Below are 20,166 nucleotides of genomic sequence, written 5' to 3'. Positions count from 1 at the left end.
CCCCCGGCCCCCCCCGGCGCCGCGAGCCCGGCGCGCCCACCCGGGACACCGCCTCCGCCCCGCTGCCCGGCACGGCCTCCGGCCGCGTCACCGCCCCGCCCGACCAGCCCCCGGTCGTCGGCATCGCCGCCGCCTACCGCGCCCTCGCCGCACCGTCCGACCCCGGCTCGGCGCTGCCCCTGGACCTCCAGCCCACCGAGACCCTGCCCACCGTGACCCCCCGCTGGCCGGCCCCCTCACCCCCGCCACCCGCCGAGGCCCCGTCGACCCCGTTCCCACACGACTCCGTAGACAACGGATACGGCTCCGTAGACACGGGTTACGACTCCGCGGTCCCGGGACATCCCTCCGTAGACACGCGGTACGACTCCACCGTCCTGGGCCACCCCTCCGTAGACGCGCGAGACACGCGGTACGACCCCACAGGCGCCGGGCGCGACCCCTTCCTCGACACCCTGGACGGCCTGGACCGCCTGGACACGCAACACGACTACGGAGACGGGGGACTCGGCTCCGTCGGCCCCGATCCGTACGACACCGGCCCCCGCCCCGTCCACCACCCGCCCGCGCCCGCACCGGCTTACCCATCGCCCCCGCCCCCACCGGCCCAACAGCTACCCGGCCCCTTCCAGGCACCCAGCACGGGCGAGCCCTGGAACGCGTCCACCGGAGGCAGCAAGTGAACGCGTCCCTGCCCGACGTCCCCGAAGTCCGCGTCGTCGGGCTTCCGCTCCTGACCTCGGGCTTCGATCTGGTCGAGCGTCTCGACCTGGCCATGCACCTCAAGGTGCACGGCCCGCTGGAACCGATCGCCGGCGAGCACCTCGCGGCGCTCGCCGAACAGATCTCGCTGCGCGGCCGCGGCGGCGCGGGCTTCCCCTTCGCCAAGAAGCTGCGGGCCGTCGCGGAGTCCGCGATCCGCCGGGGCGTGCGGCCCGTGGTCGTCGTCAACGGCAGCGAGGACGAACCCGCGTGCCGCAAGGACACCGTCCTGATCAACCGGGCCCCGCATCTCGTCCTGGACGGCGCGCTGCTCGCCGCCGAGGCCCTCGGCGCCCGCACGCTCGTCGTCGGTGTCACGCGCGACTCCACGGAGGCGTCGATGCAGTCGGCGCTCGCCGAGCGCGGCCTCGGCAACCGGCGCGGATCGAACCTCCGCGCGCGCGTGCAGCGCAATCCGGTGCGCATGGTCACCGGCGAGTCCTCGGCGCTCGTGCGGTCCGCGGACGGCGGCCCACCGCTGCCCCCGGGACGCAAGGTGCATACCTCCGACTCCGGAGTGGGCGGCGCACCCACGCTCCTGTCGAACGCGGAGACCTTCGCGCAGCTCGCCGTCGCCGCCCGCATCGGCGCGGACCGCTACCGGCGCACGGGCCTGCGCGACGAGCCGGGCACGGTGCTCCTCACCCTCTCCGGAGCGGTCGCCCGGCCCATGGTCCTGGAGGTCCCGACGGGCGTACCCCTGCGGTACGTGCTGCAGCTCGCCGGTGCTCCGCCGCTGCCGCAGGGCGTCCTCACGGGCGGCTATCACGGCAAGTGGCTGGACGCGGTCACCGCCCATGACGCGGTCGTCTCCCGGGCCGCCCTGGAGGGCTGCGGGGGCGCGCTCGGGGCGGGCGCGATCCTGCCGATCGGTCCGGGCACGTGTCCGCTGGGCGAGGCCCTGCACGTCGCGAACTGGCTGGCGGCCGAGAGCGCCGGCCAGTGCGGCCCCTGCTACCTGGGCCTCCCGGCCGCCGCGCGCGGGCTCGCCGACGTCCTGGACGGCGGCGGGCCGACCGCCCTGGAGGCGCTGCGCGAGGTGACGCGGGCGGTGAAGCGGCGCGGCGCGTGCAAGCACCCGGACGGCTCGGCGGCGTTCATCGAGTCGTCGATCGCGGCGTTCACGGACGATCTGGCCGCGCATGTCCTGGGTGACGGCTGCGGCCGCCCCGTGGAGGGCGTGCTGCCCCTGCAGGACGACAGTCCGCAGGGCGAGGCGCCGAGCGGCCGCAGACTCGCCGTCGACTGGACGCTGTGCCAGGGGCACGGGCTGTGCGCGGACATCGTGCCCGAGCTGATCCAGCTCGGCCCGGACGGCTTTCCGTCGGTCGCGGAGGCCGCGGTGCCGCGCTATTCGGAGGCGCGCGCCCAGCGCGCGGTGCGCCGCTGTCCCGCGCTCGCCCTGCGCATCGAGGAGGACCCCGGGGCGGCCCCGCCGCCGCCCACGTCCCTGCCGATGCTGCCGCGCGGCCGGGGACGCAGGGCGCTCGGCAGCGGACGGCAGTGACGCGGGCCGGACGGCCGTGACGCAGGTCGCATCACCGCGGCGCCGCCGAGAGACACGAAGCCGCTGAGAGACACGAAGCCGCCCAGGGGACACGAAAGAGCGGGCCACCCGATCCGGGTGGCCCGCTCATCTGCTGTGGAGCTAAGGAGAATTGAACTCCTGACCTCCTGCATGCCATGCAGGCGCTCTACCAACTGAGCTATAGCCCCTCGCTGCTCCGCCCGGTTCCCCCGGCGGCTCCGCCAACATTACACGCTCCCCCCGGTGCTCCACCAAATCGTTTCCGTCCCGGACACACGGGGCCGCTACTGTCCCGCCTCGTGACCGTGCTCGCCACCGCTGTCGTCCGCCGCGTGCCCCTGGCCGCCGGGGGCTGCCTGCTCTCCTTCGCCGTCTTCTGGGCCGTGCAGCGCGCGGCCGACGTCTCGATGGTCGACTTGATGGTCTACCGGGCGGAGGGGGACGCCGTGCGCGCGGGCGCCGACCTGTACGCGCTGCGTGCCACCGAGCACGACCTGCCCATGACCTATCCACCGTTCGCGGCGCTGCTGTTCACGCCGCTGACGCTGCTCGACCCGGCGGACATGCGCACCCTCGCGACGCTCGGGAACCTGCTGCTGCTCGTGGCCTTCGTACGGCTGTCGCTGGGGCTGGTCGGCGTGCCGGGGCACGCGCGCGTAGAGACCGCTCTGTGGGTGTCGGCGCTCGCCGTCTGGTCGGAGCCGGTGTGGACGACGCTGCGCTATGGCCAGGTCAATCTGCTGCTCGCCGTCCTGGTGCTGTGGGACCTGACGCGGCGCCCGGGGCACCGGTGGGCGGGCGTGGGCATCGGGGCCGCCGCGGCGATCAAGCTGACGCCCGCGCTGTTCGCGGTCTTCTTGTTGGTGATCGGTGCCGTCGAGGCGGTACGCCGGGAGGTCTGGCGGCCGGTCGTGCGGCACGCGTGCGTGGCCGCCGCGGCGTTCCTGGGGGCGACGCTGGTGGCGGCCGTGGTGCTGCCGGGCGACTCGCGGAACTTCTGGACCCGGGTGGTCTTCGAGGCGGGCCGGGTCGGGCGGGCGGAGAACACCGCGAACCAGTCGGTGCGCGGCGCGCTCGCCCGGCTGCTGCACACCCCGGAGCCCGGGGCGTGGTGGGCGGCGGGCGCGGCGGTGGTCTGCGTGGCGGGTCTCGCCGTCGCGGTGGTCGCCGCGGTGCGCGGGGAGTGGGCCTGGGGCGTGGCCGCCTGCGCGGCGACGGCGCTGCTCGTCAGCCCCGTGTCGTGGTCGCACCACTGGGTGTGGTGCGTGCCGATGGCGCTGCTGCTGTGGACGCGCGCGGTGCGGCGGGGCGGCACGGCGCGGTGGGCGGCGGCGGGCGGACTCGCCCTGGCGTTCTGTTCGTACGCCCTGTGGTGGGTGCCGCACAGTCACGGGCGGCCGGAACTCTCCCAGAATTTTGGCCAGATGACGCTGTCGGCGGTCTATCCGCTGGCCGCCGGGGGCTTCCTGGCCGTCGCGGCGTACGCGGTTCTGGGGCGCACGGGCAGGTATCCGGGCCGGCCGCGCGTCGGCACGGCGAGCGGGCCGGCGGGGGTCAGGCGGTGGCGAACGAGTAGAAGCGCTTGAGGGTGCAGTGCTCGTCGAGCAGGCGGCCGTAGATCGGTTCCCCTTCGAGTTCGCGGTACGTCTCGATGGGGTCGCCCTTTATGATCAGCGCCCGCGCGCACTCCTCGCACCAGTACTGGTAGTCCGGGTTGACCGGCTCCATGTCGCGGACGATCGGCGTACCGCTGCCGCACCAGTCGCATTTACGCCTGTGTGCACCCATCGATCAGCTCCAGATGTGGCCGCAGGCCGTGCACACGTAACTGACTCCGCCGTTGTCGCCGAGTACTTGGGCCACGTGGGCCGAACCGCAGGAAGGGCAGTGCAGGAGCGTGGGCTCGCCGGGTCGTGTGTCCGCAGCTTCGAGGAGGCCGGCGGCCTCTTCGAGGATGCTCGCAGGCATCGCGCTCTCCCTCCCGTCGGGTCACCGTCGGCGCAGTGGTCCAGTCCCCTTCCGGCCCGTCGATTCTGCCACGACCACGGCGAGCCGGTCAGCGACGCATACGTACCAGTCCGGACACGGCGCCCAGGGCCGCCGCCGCGGCGAGCGCGTAGAAGCACACCAGGAGCGCGTCCGCCGATGAATACGCCCCAGAAGCCCCCTGTGACTCAATCCCGCCGAGGAAAATCGCTCCGAAGACCGCGACTCCGGTGAGCTGTCCGAGCTGGGTGACGGTGGCGAGGAGTCCGCTGGCGTCCGCCGCGTCCTGCGGCCCGACCGTCGCTAGCGCGCGCGTGAGGGTCGGGCTGAAACCGAGCGAGAGCCCGGCGCCGCCGCCCACGAAGGCCACGTACAGCCACATCCCGCCGTCGCCGCCGTCCCGCAGCAGCAGCCCCACCGCGACGCACGACACCGCCGCCAGCGCGAACCCGCCCGGAATCAGCGCGCGTTGCAGCGCGGCGGGCCACTTGCGCCAGGTCAGACCGATCACTCCGAAGACCATCGCGGACGGCCCGAACGTCAGCCCCGCGCGCAGCGCGCTGTAGCCGAGGCCGCCCTGGAGGTGCAGGGAGAGCACGAACAGGAACCCGGAGTTGACGGCCATCACCACGCCGAGCCGGAACACGGCCAGGCCCATGCCCGGCACGCGCAGGACCCGCGGCGAGATCAGCGGCGCCCCGCCGCGCCGGGCGAGACGGGCTTCGAAGCCGCAGAAGAGGGCGAACACCACGGCCGAGGCACCGAGCGACAGCCAGGTCCACAGCGGCCAGCCCTCCTGCTCGCCGAGCACCAGCGGCACCGTGAACAGCGAGACGGCGGCGCCGAGCAGCACGAGCCCCGGCAGGTCGAGCCCGCGCGCACGCCCCGGCTCGCTCCGGTCGTCGCGTGGCAGCACGCGCGCCGCGAGGAACAGCAGGACCACACCGACGGGCACGTTCACCAGGAACACCGGGCGCCAGCCGGTGCCGAACAGGTCGGCGCTGACGAGGACGCCGCCGACGACCTGTCCGGCGGCGGCGCCGGTGGCGAGCACCGCCGAGTACGCGCCGAGCGCCTTCATCCGCGCCTCGCCGGTGAAGTTGCGCTGGATGAGGCTGAGCACCTGCGGGATCAGGACAGCGGAGCCCGCGCCCTGCACGAGCCGGAAGGCGATGAGCTGGCCGGTGCTCTGGCTCAGGCCGCAGGCGAGCGAGGCGGCGGTGAACACGGCGAGCCCGGCGAGGAAGACCCGGCGGTGGCCGAGCCGTTCGCCGAGGCGCGCGCCGGTGATCAGCAGGACGGCGTACGAGATGGTGTAGCCGGCGATGACGAGTTGGAGGCCGGCGCCGGACGCGTGCAGTTCGACGCGGATCGTGGGCGCGGCGACGTTGACGATGAACACGTCGAGCAGTGCCATGAACTGGGCGGTGAGCACGGCCGCGAGCAGTCGGCCCCGGCGTTTGTCAGTGCCGGGGGCTTTACTGGATCCAGGAGTTGGGGCGGGGTTCGCCACCGGCGGGGTCGTTGTCGTCATGCCTGTGAGGGTGGTCCCGCCTCGGTACAGGTAGTGAGAGCCCGCCGATGCTGGTACTGACAGCACCTGGCAAGGACCGGGCCGGGGACCGACGATGGGGGACGTGACGACCATGGACCTGACGGAGACACCGGGGGCGCAAGACACGGCGAGAGCGACAGGGACGACGGGGATGCCCACCCGCCGCCGTTCCGAGCTGGCCGCGTTCCTGCGCAGCCGCAGGGCCCGCGTCACCCCGGCCGACGTGGGCATGCCGCCCGGCCCCCGGCGCCGCACGCCGGGCCTGCGCCGCGAGGAGGTCGCCCAGCTCTCCGGCGTCGGCGTCACGTGGTACACGTGGCTGGAACAGGGCCGCCCCATCAACGCCTCCGCCCAGGTCCTGGACGCCGTCGCCCGCACCCTGCGCCTGGACAGGGCGGAGCGCGAGCATCTGTACCACCTCGCGGAGGTGCCCCACGTCGCGCGCCGCGAGGCGACGGCGAAGGCGGTCGGCCCGGAGATCCAGGGCATCATCGACGCCCTGGACCCGCACCCGGCGGTGGTCTACAACTCGCGGTACGACATCCTCGCCACCAACCCCGCCTACGAGGACGTCTTCGTGGGCCCGGCGATCGAGGCGATAGGCGTGTCCAACGTGCTGTGGACGCTGTTCGTCGTGCCCGAGCCGCACTGCCCGCTGGTCTTCCGGGACTCGGAGCTGCCGGTGATGGTGGCGACGCTGCGCGGGGCGTACGGTCGGCATGTGGGCGAGCCCGCCTGGGAGGACTTCATACGGGAACTGTCCACGGCCAGCCCGGAGTTCGCGCGGCTTTGGGCGAGCGGGGACGTGGTGCCGCCTGGACCACGGGTGAAGACGTTCCGGCACGAGGCGGTCGGTGAGCTGCGGATGACGTCGGTGTCCCTGTCGATCAACGGCATGCCGGAGTGCCGCATCGTGGCCTACACCCCGGACGACGAGGAGACGCGGGCGCGCACGGAACGGCTGCGATCGCTGCGCGCGCGGGAGCGGTCGGCTGCGGCCGGGGTGGCATGAGCAGGGCGAGGTGAGCCGGGGCAGCAAAAAGTCCCGCCCCCTTGACGGGGACGGGACGGAGATTGTGGAGCTAAGGAGAATTGAACTCCTGACCTCCTGCATGCCATGCAGGCGCTCTACCAACTGAGCTATAGCCCCTTATGTTCCTCCCGCTCGGCGGGCGAACAAGAAGAACTTTAGCCTGCGACCTGCCCGAACGCGAAATCCGGGTCCCGGCCGACGGCCGGTGCCCGATCGCCCCGGGCAGCGGGGCAGGTCACCCCGCCCGGCCGCAGGGCTAGTCGTCGTCGCCGAGCACCGGCTCCGGCAATGTGCCCGCGTTGTGCTCCAGCAGGCGCCATCCGCGGGCGCCCTGGCCGAGGACCGACCAGCAGCAGTTGGAGAGCCCGCCGAGGCCCTCCCAGTGGTGCGGCTCCAGGCCGAGGAGGCGGCCGATGGTCGTGCGGATGGTGCCGCCGTGGCTGGCCACGACGAGCGTGCCGTCGTCGGGCAGCTTCTCCGCGTGCCGCAGGACGACGGGCGCGGCGCGGTCGGCGACCTCGGTCTCCAGCTCACCGCCGCCGCGGCGCACCGGCTCGCCCCGCTTCCACGCGGCGTACTGCTCGCCGTGCAGGCCGATGATCTCGTCGTGGGTCAGGCCCTGCCAGGCCCCGGCGTAGGTCTCGCGCAGGGCCTCGTCGTGGGTGACGTCCAGGCCCGTGACGGCGGCCAGCTCGGCGGCCGTGGCGGCGGCCCGCCTCCGGCGGCCGTGGCGGCGGCCCGCCTCAGGTCGGACGCGATGATCGCGTCCGGCTTCAGTGAGGCGAGCAGCCGGGCGGCGCGCCGGGCCTGGGCGAGGCCCTCGTCGGTCAGCTCGATGTCCGTGGTGCCCTGGAAGCGGCGTTCCAGGTTCCAGGCGGTCTGGCCGTGCCGCCACAGGATGATCCGGCAGCCGCGGTTGCTCACCGCACCTCCCCACCCAGTTCGCGCAGTGCCGGAGCCTCCTCCGCCGCCTGCTGCCGGTCGGCGTACTCGGCGGCCTTGCCGCGGGTGGCCTTGGCGTCGGCCGGGAGCTCGATCTCGGGGCAGTCCTTCCACAGGCGCTCGAGGGCGTAGAAAACGCGCTCCTCGCTGTGCTGGACGTGCACCACGATGTCGACGTAGTCGAGGAGGACCCAGCGGGCCTCGCGGTCGCCCTCGCGGCGCACCGGCTTGGCGCCGAGCTCCTTGTTGAGGCGCTCCTCGATCTCGTCGACGACCGACTTGACCTGGCGGTCGTTGGGCGCGGAGGCGAGCAGGAAGGCGTCCGTGATCGACAGCACGTCGCTGACGTCGTACGCGATGATGTCGTGCGCGAGCTTGTCCGCGGCCGCCTGGGCGGCGACGGTGATGAGCTCGGTGGAGCGGTCCGTGGCGGTCACTAGTGAGCTTTCCTTCAGGTGGGCAATACCCACCAAGGGTCTCACGGACCGCGCACGGCTCCCCAGAAGATTGTTTCGCCCCCCTTGGGCGGGCCTTCGGGAGGGCCTCTGGGAAGGCCCTCCCTCGCGGATCACCCCGCGTCGTAGTCCCCGCCGAGCACCACCGACACGTCCGCGTTCGGCGCGGTCTTGCCCTTGCGGACCGCGCCGGCGGGCAGGCCGAGGGTCTTGGCGACCTCCTCCGCCTCCGCCTTCTTGGCCGTGTCGGCGTACGTGACCTGCGACGTCGTCGACGACCCGGTGCCGGATCCGCCGTCGACAAAGGTGTAGCCGCCGTTGACCAGGGCGATGCGGGCGTTCTCCGTGGCGCTCTTCTCGCCGGTGGCGTTCTTCACACCGACCCGCACGGCCGCGCCCTGCTCGGGGCTCTTCACGACCCCGCCGAGCACGTCCTTGACCACGCCGGCACTGGCCTTCTCCGTGAGCGTGCCGTCCTGCTGCACGGGGAGCAGCGCGGTGGCGTAGTCACCGCCCTTGGCGCGGTCGGCGAGCTTGGCGAGGAAGGTGCCGAGGTCCTTCTCCTTCAGGGACGGGTCGAGGATCTGCGCGAGCGACTGCACGGTGACGGTCGCGGCCCCCGGGTCGGACGACAGCTTGCGCAGCACGCCCTGCATGACCTGCCCGAACCGGGTGAGCTGCGCGGTCTCGGCCTCGCCGGGCGCGCGGTAGGTGGCGTACGCGACGGCCATCGGCCCGCTGAGGGTCTGCTGCTCGCCCTTCTTGACGAGCGGCGCCTCGCCCTTCTTCTTCGCCTTCGGGTCGGGGACGTCGGCGTTCGTGTCGATGTCGATGTTGCCGACGAGCTCGACGAGGTTGTTGAGGTAGGGGGTGTCCAGGCGCCAGGTGCCCTCGACGTGGGTGCCGAGCGCGGTGTCGATCTCCTCGCGGGTGCCGGTCGAGCCGTCGTCCTCGACGGACTTGGCGAGCGTCGTCGCGCCGTCGTCGCCGGTCAGGGCGAGGGAGTTGGGCAGCAGGACGGTGCTGCCGCGCTTGGTGGTGGTGTTGTTGACCAGGAGCGCCGTCGAGGTGCCGCCGCCCTTGGTGTTGTGCAGGTGGACGACGATCACGTCACGCTTCTGCGGCCCGGCGGCGGCCTGCCCGCCGGACTTCTCGTCGGACTGGCCGGGCAGCTTGCCCGCGGCCCACAGATAGCCGGCGCCGCCGGCGAGGGCGAGCGCGAGCACCACGACCAGGACGACGACGCGCGAGCGGCCGCGCCGCTTGGCCTCCTCGCGCCGCTCGGTGCGGCTCTCGGTGAACTTCAGCCAGTCGATGACGTCTTCGGAGTCCTCGTCGGGCTCCTCGATGAACGAGAACTGCTCGGTGCGGTACTCACGGGACTCGTGGGGCTCGTGGGGCTGCTGAGCCTCGCGGTGCGGCTGATGCTCCTGCGGCTGCTGGGGCTGCTGCGGCTGCTGCTGCGCGGCCCACCCGGCCTGCTCCCCGGTGCCATAGGAGGCCCCGGGACCATAAGGGTCATACCCATAGCCCTGCGCCTGCGGCTCAGGCTGCTGCTGGGGCTGGTGGTGCTGAGCCTGGGCCTGGTGCTGCTGCGGCTGCTGCTGCGCCCACTGCTCCTGCGCGCCGTACGTGTCATACGTGTCGTACGAGGCCCCCGCCTGCGGCGGGACTTGGGGCTGCCGCACCAGTTGGTACACCGGCTGCCCGTACTCGTCGTACCCGACGACCTCGTACTGGTCCGCCGCGTCACCCGCGTACTGACCCGCATACGGGTCCTGGCCCGCATAAGGGTCGTACTGTCGGTCGTTCACCGGTGCCCCTCTCGGCTCACTCGCCGCGGTACAGCTCGCGCTTGTCGATATAACGCACCACGCCGTCCGGCACCAGGTACCAGACGGGGTCTCCCTTGGCGACGCGCGCACGGCAGTCCGTGGACGAGATCGCCAGGGCGGGCACCTCCACCAGCGAGACGCCGCCCTCGGGCAGGCCGGGGTCGGCCAGGGTGTGGCCGGGCCGGGTGACGCCGATGAAGTGGGCCAGCGAGAACAGCTCTTCGGTGTCGCGCCAGGTGAGGATCTGGCCGAGGGCGTCGGCGCCCGTGATGAAGAAGAGGTCGGTCTCGGGGTTGAGGCGGCGCAGGTCGCGCAGGGTGTCCGTGGTGTAGGTGGGGCCGCCGCGGTCGATGTCGATGCGGCTGACCGAGAACTGCGGGTTCTCGGCGGTCGCGATGACCGTCATCAGATAGCGGTCCTCGGCCGGCGAGACCTTCTTGTCGCTCTTCTGCCACGGCTGCCCGGTCGGTACGAACACGACCTCGTCGAGGTGGAACTGGGCGGCGACCTCCTGGGCCGCCACCAGGTGTCCGTGGTGGATCGGGTCGAACGTCCCGCCCATGACGCCCAGGCGGCGCTTGGCGGTACTCGCCGGGCCGGAGCCCGGGCCGCCCTGCGGGCCGGTAGGCATGTCCTGCTCTCCCATGCGTGCAGACACTACCGGCCCCGCCGACGGGCCAAGGTCTCAGCTACCCCGGCCCCGGGCGGTGACGGCTCAGCGGTCGCGGTTGAAGCGGGTGGTGATCCACAGCAGCAGGAGCAGCGCGAAGAGGGCGCCGCCGCCGGTGACGTAGGCGCTGAGGCTTTCGTGGTTGCCGGCGTGCTCACCCTCGGAGGCGAGGGAGACGAGCTGGGCGGTGGCGGTGCTGGGGAGGCTCATCGTCAGCAGGACCTATCCGGGGTGTGGGATCGGGATAAAGACGGGGCCATCGTATGCGGGGGGCTCGGCGGCGGCCACGTCGCCCTGCCGGGCGGCCTACTTGCGGTACCCCCGCAGCAACAGCCAGCCCACCAGCACGCACCCCACCACCATCACGATCACGACGACGCGCAGCAGGTTGCCGAGACCTGGCTCGTCCTGTGCGCCGGCGGCCAGGGTGAGGGCGTGGGCTGCGGAGATGTGCTCCATGGCGGATGGCTCCTTCTGTGCGCTGCCCTGTCACGGTATCTCCGCCTAGGCTGGGCAGCGTCTCGGGGGCAGGAACGAGGACACGACATGGGGGACGCGCCATGACCAACGGCAACCACGACGACAACCACGACGACAACGGCAGCGGCCAGGAGAACGTGCCGAGCCGGCAGCGCAGGCGCTTCCCCGGCATCTCGTCCCGGGCGTACGAGCACCCGGCGGACCGCTCGGCCCTGGTGGCGCTGCGCAAGCTCACCGGCTTCGACACGGTCTTCAAGGCGCTGAGCGGGCTGCTGCCCGAGCGCAGTCTGCGGCTGCTGTTCCTCTCGGACTCGGTGCGGGTCTCCGACGCCCAGTTCGCGCACCTGAACACGATGCTGCGGGACGCCTGTTACATCCTGGACCTGGAGAAGGTCCCGGCGATGTACGTCCAGCAGGACCCGAAGCCGAACGCGATGTGCATCGGCCTGGACGAGCCGATCATCGTCGTCACGACCGGCCTGGTGGAGCTGCTCGACGAGGAGGAGATGCGCGCGGTCGTCGGCCACGAGGTGGGGCACGCCCTCTCCGGCCACTCGGTGTACCGCACGATCCTGCTGTTCCTCACCAACCTCGCCCTCAAGGTCGCCTGGATCCCGCTGGGCAATGTGGCGATCATGGCGATCGTGACGGCGCTGCGCGAGTGGTTCCGCAAGTCGGAGCTGTCCGCGGACCGCGCGGGTCTGCTGGTCGGCCAGGACCTGCGGGCGTCCATGCGCGGGCTGATGAAGATCGCGGGCGGCAACCATCTGCACGAGATGAACGTGGACGCGTTCCTGGAGCAGGCCGAGGAGTACGAGGCCGGGGGCGACCTGCGCGACTCCGTGCTGAAGATCATGAACGTGCTGCCGCGCTCGCACCCGTTCACCACCGTGCGCGCCGCCGAGCTGAAGAAGTGGGCCGCGACCCGCGACTACCAGCGCATCATGGACGGCCACTACCCCCGTCGCGACGAGGACGCCGACACCTCGGTCACGGACTCCTTCCGCCAGTCCGCGTCGGCGTACGCAGATGACGTACGCACCAGCAAGGACCCGCTGATGAAGCTGGTCAGCGACATCGCGGGCGGCGCGGGCGACCTGGGCGGGAAGCTGCGCGGCAAGTTCACGGGGCAGGGCAACGGCGGCGCGTCCGGTGGCCCTTCGGACCACCCCTCCTCGGGCGAGTAGCGCTCACAGCGAAGGCTGGGCGGCCCCGTCGCTCACAGCGAAGGCTGGGCGGCCCCGGCCAGCGTCCCGCACAGCGCGGTCGCGGCCCCGGTCGCGTACGGATCCGTGCCCGCGGGCCCGCCCGCCTTCGCCCGCTGGTCCGCGAGCAGCGGCCGCAGCACCCGGGTGGTGTCGGCGGAGCAGGCGAGCGGCCCGGCCTGGACGGCGGAGACGAGCAGCTCCGCCTGGTGCATGCGCAGGTCGTCGCGGTCGAAGCGGAAGTGCAGCTCGCGCCGGACGGTGAACAGCGAGGCGCGGGCGCGGCCGTCGGCGCGGGCGGGCCGCAGCGCGTAGACGAAGGTGTGGTCCGAGGCGACTTCGAGGGTGTCCTTGTTCGTCTCGCCGGCCCGCAGGGTGCCCTGGACGCGCACGCCCGGGTGGGCCAGCGCCGTCTTCGCCGGGTCGAACCGCACCAGCCAGCCCGTCGGCGCGTGCCGCCCGTCGGCGGCGGGGTGCGCGAAGCTCCGGTCGAACTGGTCGAGCTGGCCGGGGTCGAGCAGGACGCGCGCGGAGCGCACGGCGCGGCCCATGAGGACGTCCGGGTCGAGCGAGGACTCCACCAGGTAGTCCTTGGCGGTGCTGAGCGCGGAGACGACCTGGTCCTCGGAGAAGTGGGCGGTGCGCCGGGCGGCGGGCAGGTTGATGCCGCTCGCGCCGACGCGGAACTGCGCGGCCGGGCTCTTCGCGAACAGGTCGGCGACCTTCTCGGACCCGGGCACGCGGCCCTGCGGTGCGAGCGGGATGACGGTCATCCGGAGCGGGTCGGGGCGTTTGGCGGCCGGGGTGCCGTAGGGGTGGCGTACGCCCATGTAGATCGCGGTGCCGAAGGCGACGGCGATGAGGACAACGAGGACGATCACCTGTCGGGAGAGGCGGCGATGGGGGCTCGGCCTGCGGCGCACGGCGCGCGCGTGGTCGCTCATCCGCTCCGTCGCGGAGAATTCCTGCAGCCGCGCGGCGCGCACGAACGACTCGTCGAAGACTACGGATCGGTATTCGTCCTCACCACCGGGAGCGCCCTCGGGTGTCCCCGCAGGTGGTTCTCCTGGCCCGCCCATACCTTCAGGGTAGGTCTCCGGGCCGCGCGGTAAACGCCCTGGTACGCGCCAAGTTCTGACAACTCCTCACGTGCGCCGCCGAGTTGGCGGACGTCAGGGGGTGCGGGGCTCGGCGGGCACCGCGGGCTGGCCGAACTCCGCCGACGCGGAGGGGCTGCCGGCGTCGCCCGGTCCCGCGTTCTGCTCGACCTCGGTGGTGGCGGGCGGGGGTATCCGGTCCTGGCGGCCGGACGACGCGCCCCGGTACACCGCGACGAAGGCGAAGGCGACCATGCCTATGCCCATCAGGAGGGCGAGCATCCAGGCCACCGGGCGGTGCCAGCGGACCTGTGTGCCGCGGCGGCCGTAGCGCCCGCGGCCGTCCTGGAGGAACTCGCGGCCCTCCCAGTCGTCGCGGTCGTCCCAGTGGTCCCAGTGGTCACGATCGCCCCAGGTGTCGCGGTCGCCGTCGGGGCCGAAACCGCCGGGGCCGTCCGGGCCGTACCCCTCGTAGGGATAGTCCTCGAACTCGTCGTCCGGGGTGTCCGGGCCGCGGCGGCGGGCGCGGCCGCGGCGGGCCTCGGCCTCGGACGCCTCGGCGCGCGCCTGGGCGGCGGCGAGCAGCCGCTCCACCGCGGTGGGCTCATGGACCTCGGCGGCCCGCACGAAGTCCTCGTCGAAGACCACGGAGGCGAACTCCTCGTCCGCATCCCCGTGGTCACGGTCGTCGTCGGGCTCCCAGCCGTCGGGAAACGGCACGCCCCCCACGTCCTCCGGCACGCGTCCAGCGTAGACCTGGAGGGGCAATTTGGGCAGGCGCAGCGGGAATTCAGCGGATGTGGCCGTCGCCCGTGACGATGTACTTGGTCGACGTGAGCTCGGGCAGGCCCATCGGTCCGCGCGCGTGCAGCTTCTGCGTGGAGATGCCGATCTCGGCGCCGAAGCCGAACTGGCCGCCGTCGGTGAACCGCGTGGAGGCGTTCACGGCGACGGTCGTGGAGTCCACGAGCTGCGTGAACCGGCGGGCGGCCTGCTGCGAGGTGGTGACGATGGCCTCGGTGTGCCCGGAGGTCCACAGGCGGATGTGCTCGACGGCCTGCTCCAGGGAGTCGACGACGGCGGCCGCGATGTCGTACGAGAGGTACTCGGTCTCCCAGTCCTCGGTGGTCGCGGGCACGACCGTGGCCTTGGAGCCGGGGGCGTACGCCTGGACGCGCTCGTCGGCGTGCACGGTGACGCCGGCCTCGGCGAGCGCGTCGAGGGCGCGGGGCAGGAAGGCGTCGGCGATGTCGGCGTGCACGAGCAGGGTCTCGGCGGCATTGCAGACGCTGACGCGGTGCGCCTTGGAGTTGAGGAGGATGTCGACGGCCATGTCGAGGTCGGCGTGGGCGTCCACGTACACGTGGCAGTTGCCGGTGCCGGTCTCGATGACGGGGACGGTGGACTCCTCGACGACGGTCTTGATCAGGGCGGCGCCGCCGCGGGGGATGAGGACGTCGACGAGGCCGCGTGCCCGCATCAGTTCGCGTACGGATTCGCGGCTCTCGCCGGGCACGAGCTGGACGGCGTCGGCGGGGAGTCCCGCACCGTGCACGGCGTCGCGCAGGACGCGCACCAGGGCGGTGTTGGACGCGTACGCCGAGGACGAGCCGCGCAGCAGCACCGCGTTGCCGGACTTCAGGCAGAGGGCGGCCGCGTCGACCGTCACGTTCGGGCGGGCCTCGTAGATGATGCCGACGACGCCGAGGGGGACGCGGACCTGGCGCAGGTCGATGCCGTTGGGCAGCGTGGAGCCGCGCACGACCTCGCCGACGGGGTCGGGCAGGGCGACGACGTCCCGTACGTCGGAGGCGATGGCGCGGACGCGCTCGGGGGTGAGGGTGAGCCGGTCGACGATGGCCTCGCTGGTGCCGGCCTCGCGGGCCCGCGCGATGTCCTCGGCGTTGGCCGCGACGATCTCCGCGGTGCGCACTTCGAGGGCGTCGGCGATGGCGAGCAGCGCGTCGTCCTTCTCGGCTCGCGGCAGTGGCGCGAGGGCGGCCGCGGCGGCGCGGGACCGGTAGGCGGCCTGGGCGACCGGGGACATGTTGTCGTACGGGGAGAGCGGGGAGAGCGCGGTCATGAGGGCAGCGTAGCCTCGCGCCGGGGGGCGTCCAGCCGGTATTCCGCCCTGCGAGACGGGGGCGGGGCGCCCTGCCGGACGGGCCCAGGGTGGCAGGGGGCGCGGCCCCGGACATGGCTGGTATTGACCACTGAGGCACGTGCCACCGCGCGTCAGAACGGGTGGACCCCTACAGGTGTGGCGGGCAGCGGGCCGTACCCCTCCGCGATCCGGTGGTGATACGTGTCGCGGTCGATCACTTCGAGCCCGACGATCTCCCAGGGCGGGAGCTGCGCGCTCTGCCGGTGCTCGCCCCACAGCCGCAGCGCGACCGCGGCGGCGTCGTGCAGGTCCCGGGCCTCTTCCCAGTAGCGGATCTCCGCGTGGTCCGGGGCGTACCGGCTGGTGAGCAGAAAGGGGTGGTCGTGGGCGAGCTGTTCGAGGCCGCGCCGGACTTCCTCCAGCGGGGTCTTGGCGCCGGACACGCTGAGCGTGACGTGCCAGAGGCGGGGTGCGTCGGCCGGCTCGCCGCCGTCGCCGCCCGGCGCCTGCCGCTCGCGCGCTTCCCGGTCGTGGCCCTCGGCGGCGTCGCCGCCGTACGCCGCCCCCGCGGCGACGCTGGTCAGCGCGCGCTCAGCCGACCCGCGGGACGCCGCCCCTGGGCGCACTCGTCTCACGACGGCCTCCTTCAACCGGTGCTGGTGCGGATATGCAACGCTCGTACGGAACTGCCTTGCAACAAAGTTGAGCAGGACAAGAGCTCCCGCGGGGCGGTTTTGCGGAGTTTCACCTCGCCCGAGCCAGCTGTGACACGGCGTTCGCGCCTGTTTTCGGCCTGATTTCCGCTGGTGCCTCCGGGACGGCCGGGACTAGTGGTGCACCGTCTCCGGGGGTTCGTGGTGCACCTCGCGCCGGGCTTGTGGTGCATCCGTTCCACAACGTCAGGGATGCAGGACGACCAGGTCGTCCCGGTGCACCACTTCGCGCTCGTAGGCGGGCCCGAGCTCGCGGGCGAGCTCGCGCGTGGAACGGCCGAACAAGCGTGGCAGTTCCTTGGCGTCGAAGTTCACCAGACCGCGTGCGACGGCCCGGCCCGCGGTGTCCCGCAGCTCCACCGGGTCGCCCGCGATGAACTCGCCCTCGACGGCCGCGATCCCGGCGGGCAGCAGCGACTTGCGGCCCTCGACGACCGCGCGCACCGCCCCGTCGTCGAGGGTGAGCGCGCCGCGCGGCGCGGAGGCGTGCTGGAGCCACAGCAGGCGGTCGGCGGAGCGGCGCCCCGTGGGGTGGAAGTAGGTGCCGGTGTCGCGGCCCGCGAGGGCGTCCGCGGCCTGGCTGGCGGAGGTCAGCACGACGGGGATGCCGGCGGCCGCGGCGATCCGGGCGGCCTCGACCTTGGTGACCATGCCGCCGGTGCCGACGCCCGCCTTGCCCGCGCTGCCGATCTTGACGTGCTCGATGTCGGCGGGGCCCGCGACCTCGGCGATCCGCGCGGTGCCGGGGGCGGCCGGGTCGCCGTCGTACAGGCCGTCCACGTCCGACAGGAGCACCAGCAGGTCGGCGCGGACGAGGTGGGCGACGAGCGCGGCGAGGCGGTCGTTGTCGCCGAAGCGGATCTCGTCGGTGGCCACCGTGTCGTTCTCGTTCACGACGGGCAGGGCGCCCATGGCGAGGAGCTTGTCGAGGGTGCGCGAGGCGTTGCGGTGGTGGGCGCGGCGGCTGGTGTCGTCGGTGGTGAGAAGGACCTGGCCGACGCGGACGCCGTAGCGCGCGAAGGAGGCGGTGTAGCGGGCGACGAGCAGGCCCTGGCCGACGCTCGCCGCGGCCTGCTGGCGGGCCAGGTCCTTGGGGCGGCGGCGCAGGCCGAGCGGGGCGAGTCCGGCGGCGATGGCGCCGGAGGAGACGAGCACGACCTCGCGCTCTCCGCCGCTGCGGCTCTTGGCGAGTACGTCCACGAGCGCGTCGACACGGTCCGCGTCGAGCCCGCCCGACGCGGTGGTCAGGGAGGACGACCCCACCTTCACGACGACCCGGTGGGCCCCCGCGACGTCCGCCCGCCCCTTTGTCCCTGTCACGGCCCTTGTCACGCGCTTCCCCAATGGTCCCCATGTGCTGTGGACCAGCAATCTACGTGAGTACGCGGCGGGGGCGCCCGCGCGTTTCGGTGGGCGGACGCGGGACGGGCGGAGGCCCGGCGTGCCGGGCGGCCGGATCAAGGCCCTGGAGATCTGTGACCTTTGCCCCTGTATCCGGTGATTAGCGTCACGGAAGATTGCTACGGAGGCACCGAGCGTCATACGGTCAGGGGTCTTCCACTCATCCGGATGGGTGTCGACCACTTATCCGGATAGGTGTCGTCCGTACGTCCGGACCCCGCACCGCCCCGCACCGCCCTCCCCCGTCCGACACGCCCCCCGCCAGGAGCCCCAGCCCGTGCCCTCCGCCGGACTCGCCCCCCGCCGCGTCGTACAGCTCACCGCGCTGCTGTCGATGTTCGCACTCTTCACGGCGCAGCTCGTCTCCGCGCTCGTGCCGTACGTACCGGTGTTCGTCGCCGCGTCGGCGGCGAACCTCGCGCTCGACATCTATCTGCAGTACAAGCAGCCGGGTCTGCTCTCCCTCCTGGGCAAGATCCGCTTCGATGTCACCGTCCGGCAGTTGCTGCGCGACATGCTGGTCCTGGTCGGCCTGCTGCGCATCGACGGCATAGAGCCGCTCGCCGAGCAGTCGCCGCTGACCATCGCGCTGCTCGCGTTCTACGCCCTGCACTTCTTCTGCCAGGCCGTCGCCGTGATGGTGCGCCGCGCCCGTACGCTGCCGATCGTCACGCGCAACATCGACGCGTCGGCGCTGCGCCTGAGCGCCGCCCCGCCGCGGATACTGGCCCGCCAGCAGGCGCGCCGCCTGCTCACTTTCTCCGTGCCGTCGACGGTCGGCCTGGTCCTCACGGCGGCCACCAAGGACGGCTACTGGGGCGGCATCGGCCTCGGGATCTCCCTCGTCATGATCGGCGGCGGCGCCGCGTACCTGGCGACCTGGATGCTGCCCAAGAAGCGGGCGAAGAGCGACCAGGCCGTCATGGAGTGGCTGGACAAGTGGCTGTCCGAGTACAAGCCGACCGTCGCCATGTACTTCTCCGGCGGCACCACGTCCGCGTACCAGGCGAACATGTGGCTCTCCACGCTGTCGCAGCTCGACGGCAACCCGCTGATCGTGCTGCGCGAGCGCTTCATGGTCCAGAAGATCGACTCCACGGACGTGCCGATCATCTGCTTCCCGAAGGTCGCCACGATGTTCTCGCTGGAGACGTCGACGCTGAAGATGATGCTGCACCCGGCGAACGCCGCGAAGACCTCCCAGGTCCTGCGCATCCCCTCGCTCAAGCACGCCTTCATCAACCACGGCGAGAGCGACAAGCTGTCGTCCTGCAACCCGTACGCGAAGGCGTACGACGAGGTGTGGGTCGCGGGCCCCGCCGCCCGCGAGCGCTACCAGCTCGCCGACATCGGCGTCGAGGACAAGGACGTGGTCGAGGTCGGCCGCCCCCAGCTGTCGCCGATCCGGCCGTACGCGGGCGCTCCCACGGGCGCGTTCACGACCGTCCTGTACGCCCCGACCTGGGAGGGCTGGGACGGCAACCCCGGCAACACCTCGGTCGTCCTCGCCGGTGAGAACATCGTCCGGCACCTGCTGGCCGATCCCGCCGTGCGCCTCGTCTACAAGCCGCACCCGATGACCGGTTCGCAGAACCCGGCCGCGGGCGCCGCCAACGAGCGCATCAAGGCCATGATCCGCGAGGCCAACACGCGGCGCTCCGGCGCCCGCCCCGGCCCCGAGGCCGCGGCCGAACTCGCCCGCCGCACGGACGCGTTGAACCTGCTCACGGCGAAGTCCTTCCGCAGGAGCGCGGACGAGATGGAGCGGATGATGCTCCAGGGCACGCCCGACGGCGACAGCCGGGCCGCGATCGCCGAGGCGACCGCGGCGTGGGAGTCGGCGTACTGGGCCTCGCTGCCCGAGTGGGAGCACCAGATCATCACCGAGTCCCGCCCGGCGATCTTCTCCTGCTTCAACCAGGCCGACCTGCTGATCAGCGATGTCTCGTCGGTCGTCTCGGACTGGCTGAGCAGCGAGAAGCCGTACGCGGTGGCCAACACCTCCGGCCTGAGCGAGGCGGACTTCCGCTCCGGCTTCCCGACGGTGCGCGCCGCGACGATCCTGGCGCCCGAGGCGGACGGTGTGCCCGCCCTCCTGGAGGCCGTGCGCGCCCCCGAGAAGGACGTGTACGCGGAGGCCCGCGCCGAGCTGAAGGAGCACCTCCTCGGCCCGTCCGACCCGCCGTCCCTGGTCCGCTTCAACGCGGCGGCCCTGGCCCTGTCGGCCGAGTCCGACGCCCGCCGCGCCCGCGCGGCGAGCCGTCAGGAGGCGGAGATCCCCGGCCAGCGGGACGAATCCACCGAGACGGCGGACGCGGCGGAGGCCGCGATGGACGCGGACCCGACGGAGGAGCTGGAGTCGGCCTAGCCTGGCGGGGGGCCTTGGGCGGGCGCGGCAGC

18 protein-coding genes, 2 tRNA genes and 2 pseudogenes are annotated in these 20,166 nt (G+C 72.7%); 6 read left to right on the top strand and 16 right to left on the bottom strand.

The window, feature by feature from the left end; genetic code table 11:
* Both STRAU_RS24785 and STRAU_RS24780 read left to right on the top strand, forming a co-directional pair.
* A pseudogene (locus tag STRAU_RS24785) lies at positions 1-683 on the top strand (hypothetical protein); the annotation flags it as partial.
* Positions 680-2,269 (top strand): NADH-quinone oxidoreductase subunit NuoF family protein, encoded by a 1,590-nt coding sequence (locus STRAU_RS24780; protein ID WP_016643130.1) that lies wholly within the window; start codon positions 680-682, stop codon positions 2,267-2,269. The pseudogene STRAU_RS24785 and the gene STRAU_RS24780, both read left to right, overlap by 4 nt.
* 136 nt (positions 2,270-2,405) lie before the next feature.
* Here the strand turns inward: STRAU_RS24780 and STRAU_RS24775 are convergent.
* Positions 2,406-2,478, bottom strand: a tRNA-Ala gene (locus tag STRAU_RS24775).
* A 111-nt stretch (positions 2,479-2,589) separates the two neighbouring features.
* Between STRAU_RS24775 and STRAU_RS24770 the strand changes: the two genes are divergently transcribed.
* Positions 2,590-3,876: a glycosyltransferase 87 family protein gene (locus STRAU_RS24770; RefSeq protein WP_016643128.1), complete on the top strand. Its 1,287-nt coding sequence runs from the start codon at positions 2,590-2,592 to the stop codon at positions 3,874-3,876.
* Here STRAU_RS24770 and STRAU_RS24765 read toward each other — a convergent pair.
* From STRAU_RS24765 to STRAU_RS24760, 3 genes are all read right to left on the bottom strand, one after another.
* Complete coding sequence (locus tag STRAU_RS24765; RefSeq protein WP_016643127.1) at positions 3,845-4,078, bottom strand: hypothetical protein; 234 nt, start codon at positions 4,076-4,078, stop codon at positions 3,845-3,847. The genes STRAU_RS24770 and STRAU_RS24765 overlap by 32 nt on opposite strands.
* Positions 4,079-4,081: 3 nt before the next feature.
* On the bottom strand, positions 4,082-4,258 hold the full coding sequence (locus STRAU_RS43095; protein ID WP_016643126.1) for a hypothetical protein: 177 nt from the start codon (positions 4,256-4,258) through the stop codon (positions 4,082-4,084).
* Positions 4,259-4,346: 88 nt separating this feature from the next.
* Complete coding sequence (locus STRAU_RS24760) at positions 4,347-5,810, bottom strand: MFS transporter (RefSeq protein ID WP_203227458.1); 1,464 nt, start codon at positions 5,808-5,810, stop codon at positions 4,347-4,349.
* 94 nt (positions 5,811-5,904) lie between these two features.
* On the opposite strand from STRAU_RS24760, the gene STRAU_RS24755 reads away from it, so the two are divergent.
* A complete protein-coding gene (locus tag STRAU_RS24755) occupies positions 5,905-6,843 on the top strand; it encodes a helix-turn-helix transcriptional regulator (protein ID WP_016643124.1) in 939 nt (312 codons plus the stop codon).
* A 65-nt stretch (positions 6,844-6,908) separates the two neighbouring features.
* Here STRAU_RS24755 and STRAU_RS24750 read toward each other — a convergent pair.
* The 7 genes and pseudogenes from STRAU_RS24750 to STRAU_RS43080 all read right to left on the bottom strand — a co-directional run bounded on the left by STRAU_RS24750 (position 6,909) and on the right by STRAU_RS43080 (position 11,225).
* Positions 6,909-6,981: transfer RNA gene (locus tag STRAU_RS24750), tRNA-Ala, on the bottom strand.
* A gap of 139 nt (positions 6,982-7,120) precedes the next feature.
* Positions 7,121-7,788 (bottom strand): annotated as a pseudogene (locus STRAU_RS24745) (histidine phosphatase family protein).
* Entirely contained in the window at positions 7,785-8,243 is a 459-nt protein-coding gene (gene rsfS / locus STRAU_RS24740) for a ribosome silencing factor (protein WP_016643121.1), read from the bottom strand. The pseudogene STRAU_RS24745 and the gene rsfS overlap by 4 nt, the downstream one beginning before the upstream one ends.
* 131 nt (positions 8,244-8,374) lie before the next feature.
* The gene (locus STRAU_RS24735; protein ID WP_016643120.1) at positions 8,375-10,075 is read right to left on the bottom strand and encodes an LCP family protein; all 1,701 of its coding nucleotides are present in this window, start codon (positions 10,073-10,075) and stop codon (positions 8,375-8,377) included.
* A 16-nt stretch (positions 10,076-10,091) separates the two neighbouring features.
* A complete protein-coding gene (gene nadD / locus STRAU_RS24730; protein WP_016643119.1) occupies positions 10,092-10,742 on the bottom strand; it encodes a nicotinate-nucleotide adenylyltransferase in 651 nt (216 codons plus the stop codon).
* Positions 10,743-10,811: 69 nt separating this feature from the next.
* Positions 10,812-10,976, bottom strand: coding sequence for a hypothetical protein (locus STRAU_RS43085; protein ID WP_016643118.1), 165 nt, complete (start codon positions 10,974-10,976; stop codon positions 10,812-10,814).
* A 96-nt stretch (positions 10,977-11,072) separates the two neighbouring features.
* Positions 11,073-11,225, bottom strand: coding sequence for a hypothetical protein (locus STRAU_RS43080; protein ID WP_016643117.1), 153 nt, complete (start codon positions 11,223-11,225; stop codon positions 11,073-11,075).
* 101 nt (positions 11,226-11,326) lie between these two features.
* On the opposite strand from STRAU_RS43080, the gene STRAU_RS24715 reads away from it, so the two are divergent.
* The gene (locus STRAU_RS24715; protein WP_016643116.1) at positions 11,327-12,433 is read left to right on the top strand and encodes a M48 family metallopeptidase; all 1,107 of its coding nucleotides are present in this window, start codon (positions 11,327-11,329) and stop codon (positions 12,431-12,433) included.
* Positions 12,434-12,465: 32 nt separating this feature from the next.
* On the opposite strand, the gene STRAU_RS24710 is transcribed toward STRAU_RS24715, so the two are convergent.
* The 5 genes from STRAU_RS24710 to proB all read right to left on the bottom strand — a co-directional run bounded on the left by STRAU_RS24710 (position 12,466) and on the right by proB (position 17,685).
* Complete coding sequence (locus tag STRAU_RS24710) at positions 12,466-13,530, bottom strand: SCO2583 family membrane protein (protein ID WP_016643115.1); 1,065 nt, start codon at positions 13,528-13,530, stop codon at positions 12,466-12,468.
* A 93-nt stretch (positions 13,531-13,623) separates the two neighbouring features.
* On the bottom strand, positions 13,624-14,289 hold the full coding sequence (locus STRAU_RS24705; RefSeq protein WP_016643114.1) for an SCO2584 family spore wall biosynthesis protein: 666 nt from the start codon (positions 14,287-14,289) through the stop codon (positions 13,624-13,626).
* A gap of 49 nt (positions 14,290-14,338) precedes the next feature.
* Positions 14,339-15,631: a glutamate-5-semialdehyde dehydrogenase gene (locus STRAU_RS24700; RefSeq protein WP_016643113.1), complete on the bottom strand. Its 1,293-nt coding sequence runs from the start codon at positions 15,629-15,631 to the stop codon at positions 14,339-14,341.
* Positions 15,632-15,783: 152 nt separating this feature from the next.
* Positions 15,784-16,287 carry a hypothetical protein gene (locus tag STRAU_RS24695; RefSeq protein WP_078621450.1) on the bottom strand — a complete coding sequence of 168 codons (504 nt, stop codon included), beginning with the start codon at positions 16,285-16,287 and terminating at the stop codon, positions 15,784-15,786.
* 264 nt (positions 16,288-16,551) lie between these two features.
* Positions 16,552-17,685, bottom strand: a complete 1,134-nt coding sequence (gene proB, locus STRAU_RS24690) for a glutamate 5-kinase (protein ID WP_052029232.1) — start codon at positions 17,683-17,685, stop codon at positions 16,552-16,554.
* 358 nt (positions 17,686-18,043) lie between these two features.
* Here proB and STRAU_RS24685 point away from each other — a divergent pair, with 358 nt between their 5' ends.
* On the top strand, positions 18,044-20,134 hold the full coding sequence (locus STRAU_RS24685; RefSeq protein ID WP_016643110.1) for a hypothetical protein: 2,091 nt from the start codon (positions 18,044-18,046) through the stop codon (positions 20,132-20,134).
* The last annotated feature ends 32 nt before the right edge of the window (positions 20,135-20,166 follow it).

It is taken from the genome of Streptomyces aurantiacus JA 4570, assembly GCF_000414115.1.
Lineage (GTDB): Bacteria > Actinomycetota > Actinomycetes > Streptomycetales > Streptomycetaceae > Streptomyces > Streptomyces aurantiacus_A.
The sequence above is the reverse complement of the archived record's forward strand: the minus strand, read 5'-3'. Positions and strand labels throughout refer to the sequence as shown.

Bases quoted from the DNA above. Each gene is read 5' to 3' on its own strand.
- STRAU_RS24765 (WP_016643127.1), bottom strand. From the start codon at position 4,078: ATGGGTGCACACAGGCGTAAATGCGACTGGTGCGGCAGCGGTACGCCG.
- STRAU_RS24715 (WP_016643116.1), top strand. From the start codon at position 11,327: ATGACCAACGGCAACCACGACGACAACCACGACGACAACGGCAGCGGC.
- STRAU_RS24700 (WP_016643113.1), bottom strand. From the start codon at position 15,631: ATGACCGCGCTCTCCCCGCTCTCCCCGTACGACAACATGTCCCCGGTC.
- STRAU_RS43095 (WP_016643126.1), bottom strand. From the start codon at position 4,258: ATGCCTGCGAGCATCCTCGAAGAGGCCGCCGGCCTCCTCGAAGCTGCG.
- nadD (WP_016643119.1), bottom strand. From the start codon at position 10,742: ATGGGAGAGCAGGACATGCCTACCGGCCCGCAGGGCGGCCCGGGCTCC.
- STRAU_RS24710 (WP_016643115.1), bottom strand. From the start codon at position 13,530: ATGGGCGGGCCAGGAGAACCACCTGCGGGGACACCCGAGGGCGCTCCC.
- STRAU_RS43080 (WP_016643117.1), bottom strand. From the start codon at position 11,225: ATGGAGCACATCTCCGCAGCCCACGCCCTCACCCTGGCCGCCGGCGCA.
- STRAU_RS24760 (WP_203227458.1), bottom strand. From the start codon at position 5,810: ATGACGACAACGACCCCGCCGGTGGCGAACCCCGCCCCAACTCCTGGA.
- STRAU_RS43085 (WP_016643118.1), bottom strand. From the start codon at position 10,976: ATGAGCCTCCCCAGCACCGCCACCGCCCAGCTCGTCTCCCTCGCCTCC.
- STRAU_RS24755 (WP_016643124.1), top strand. From the start codon at position 5,905: ATGGGGGACGTGACGACCATGGACCTGACGGAGACACCGGGGGCGCAA.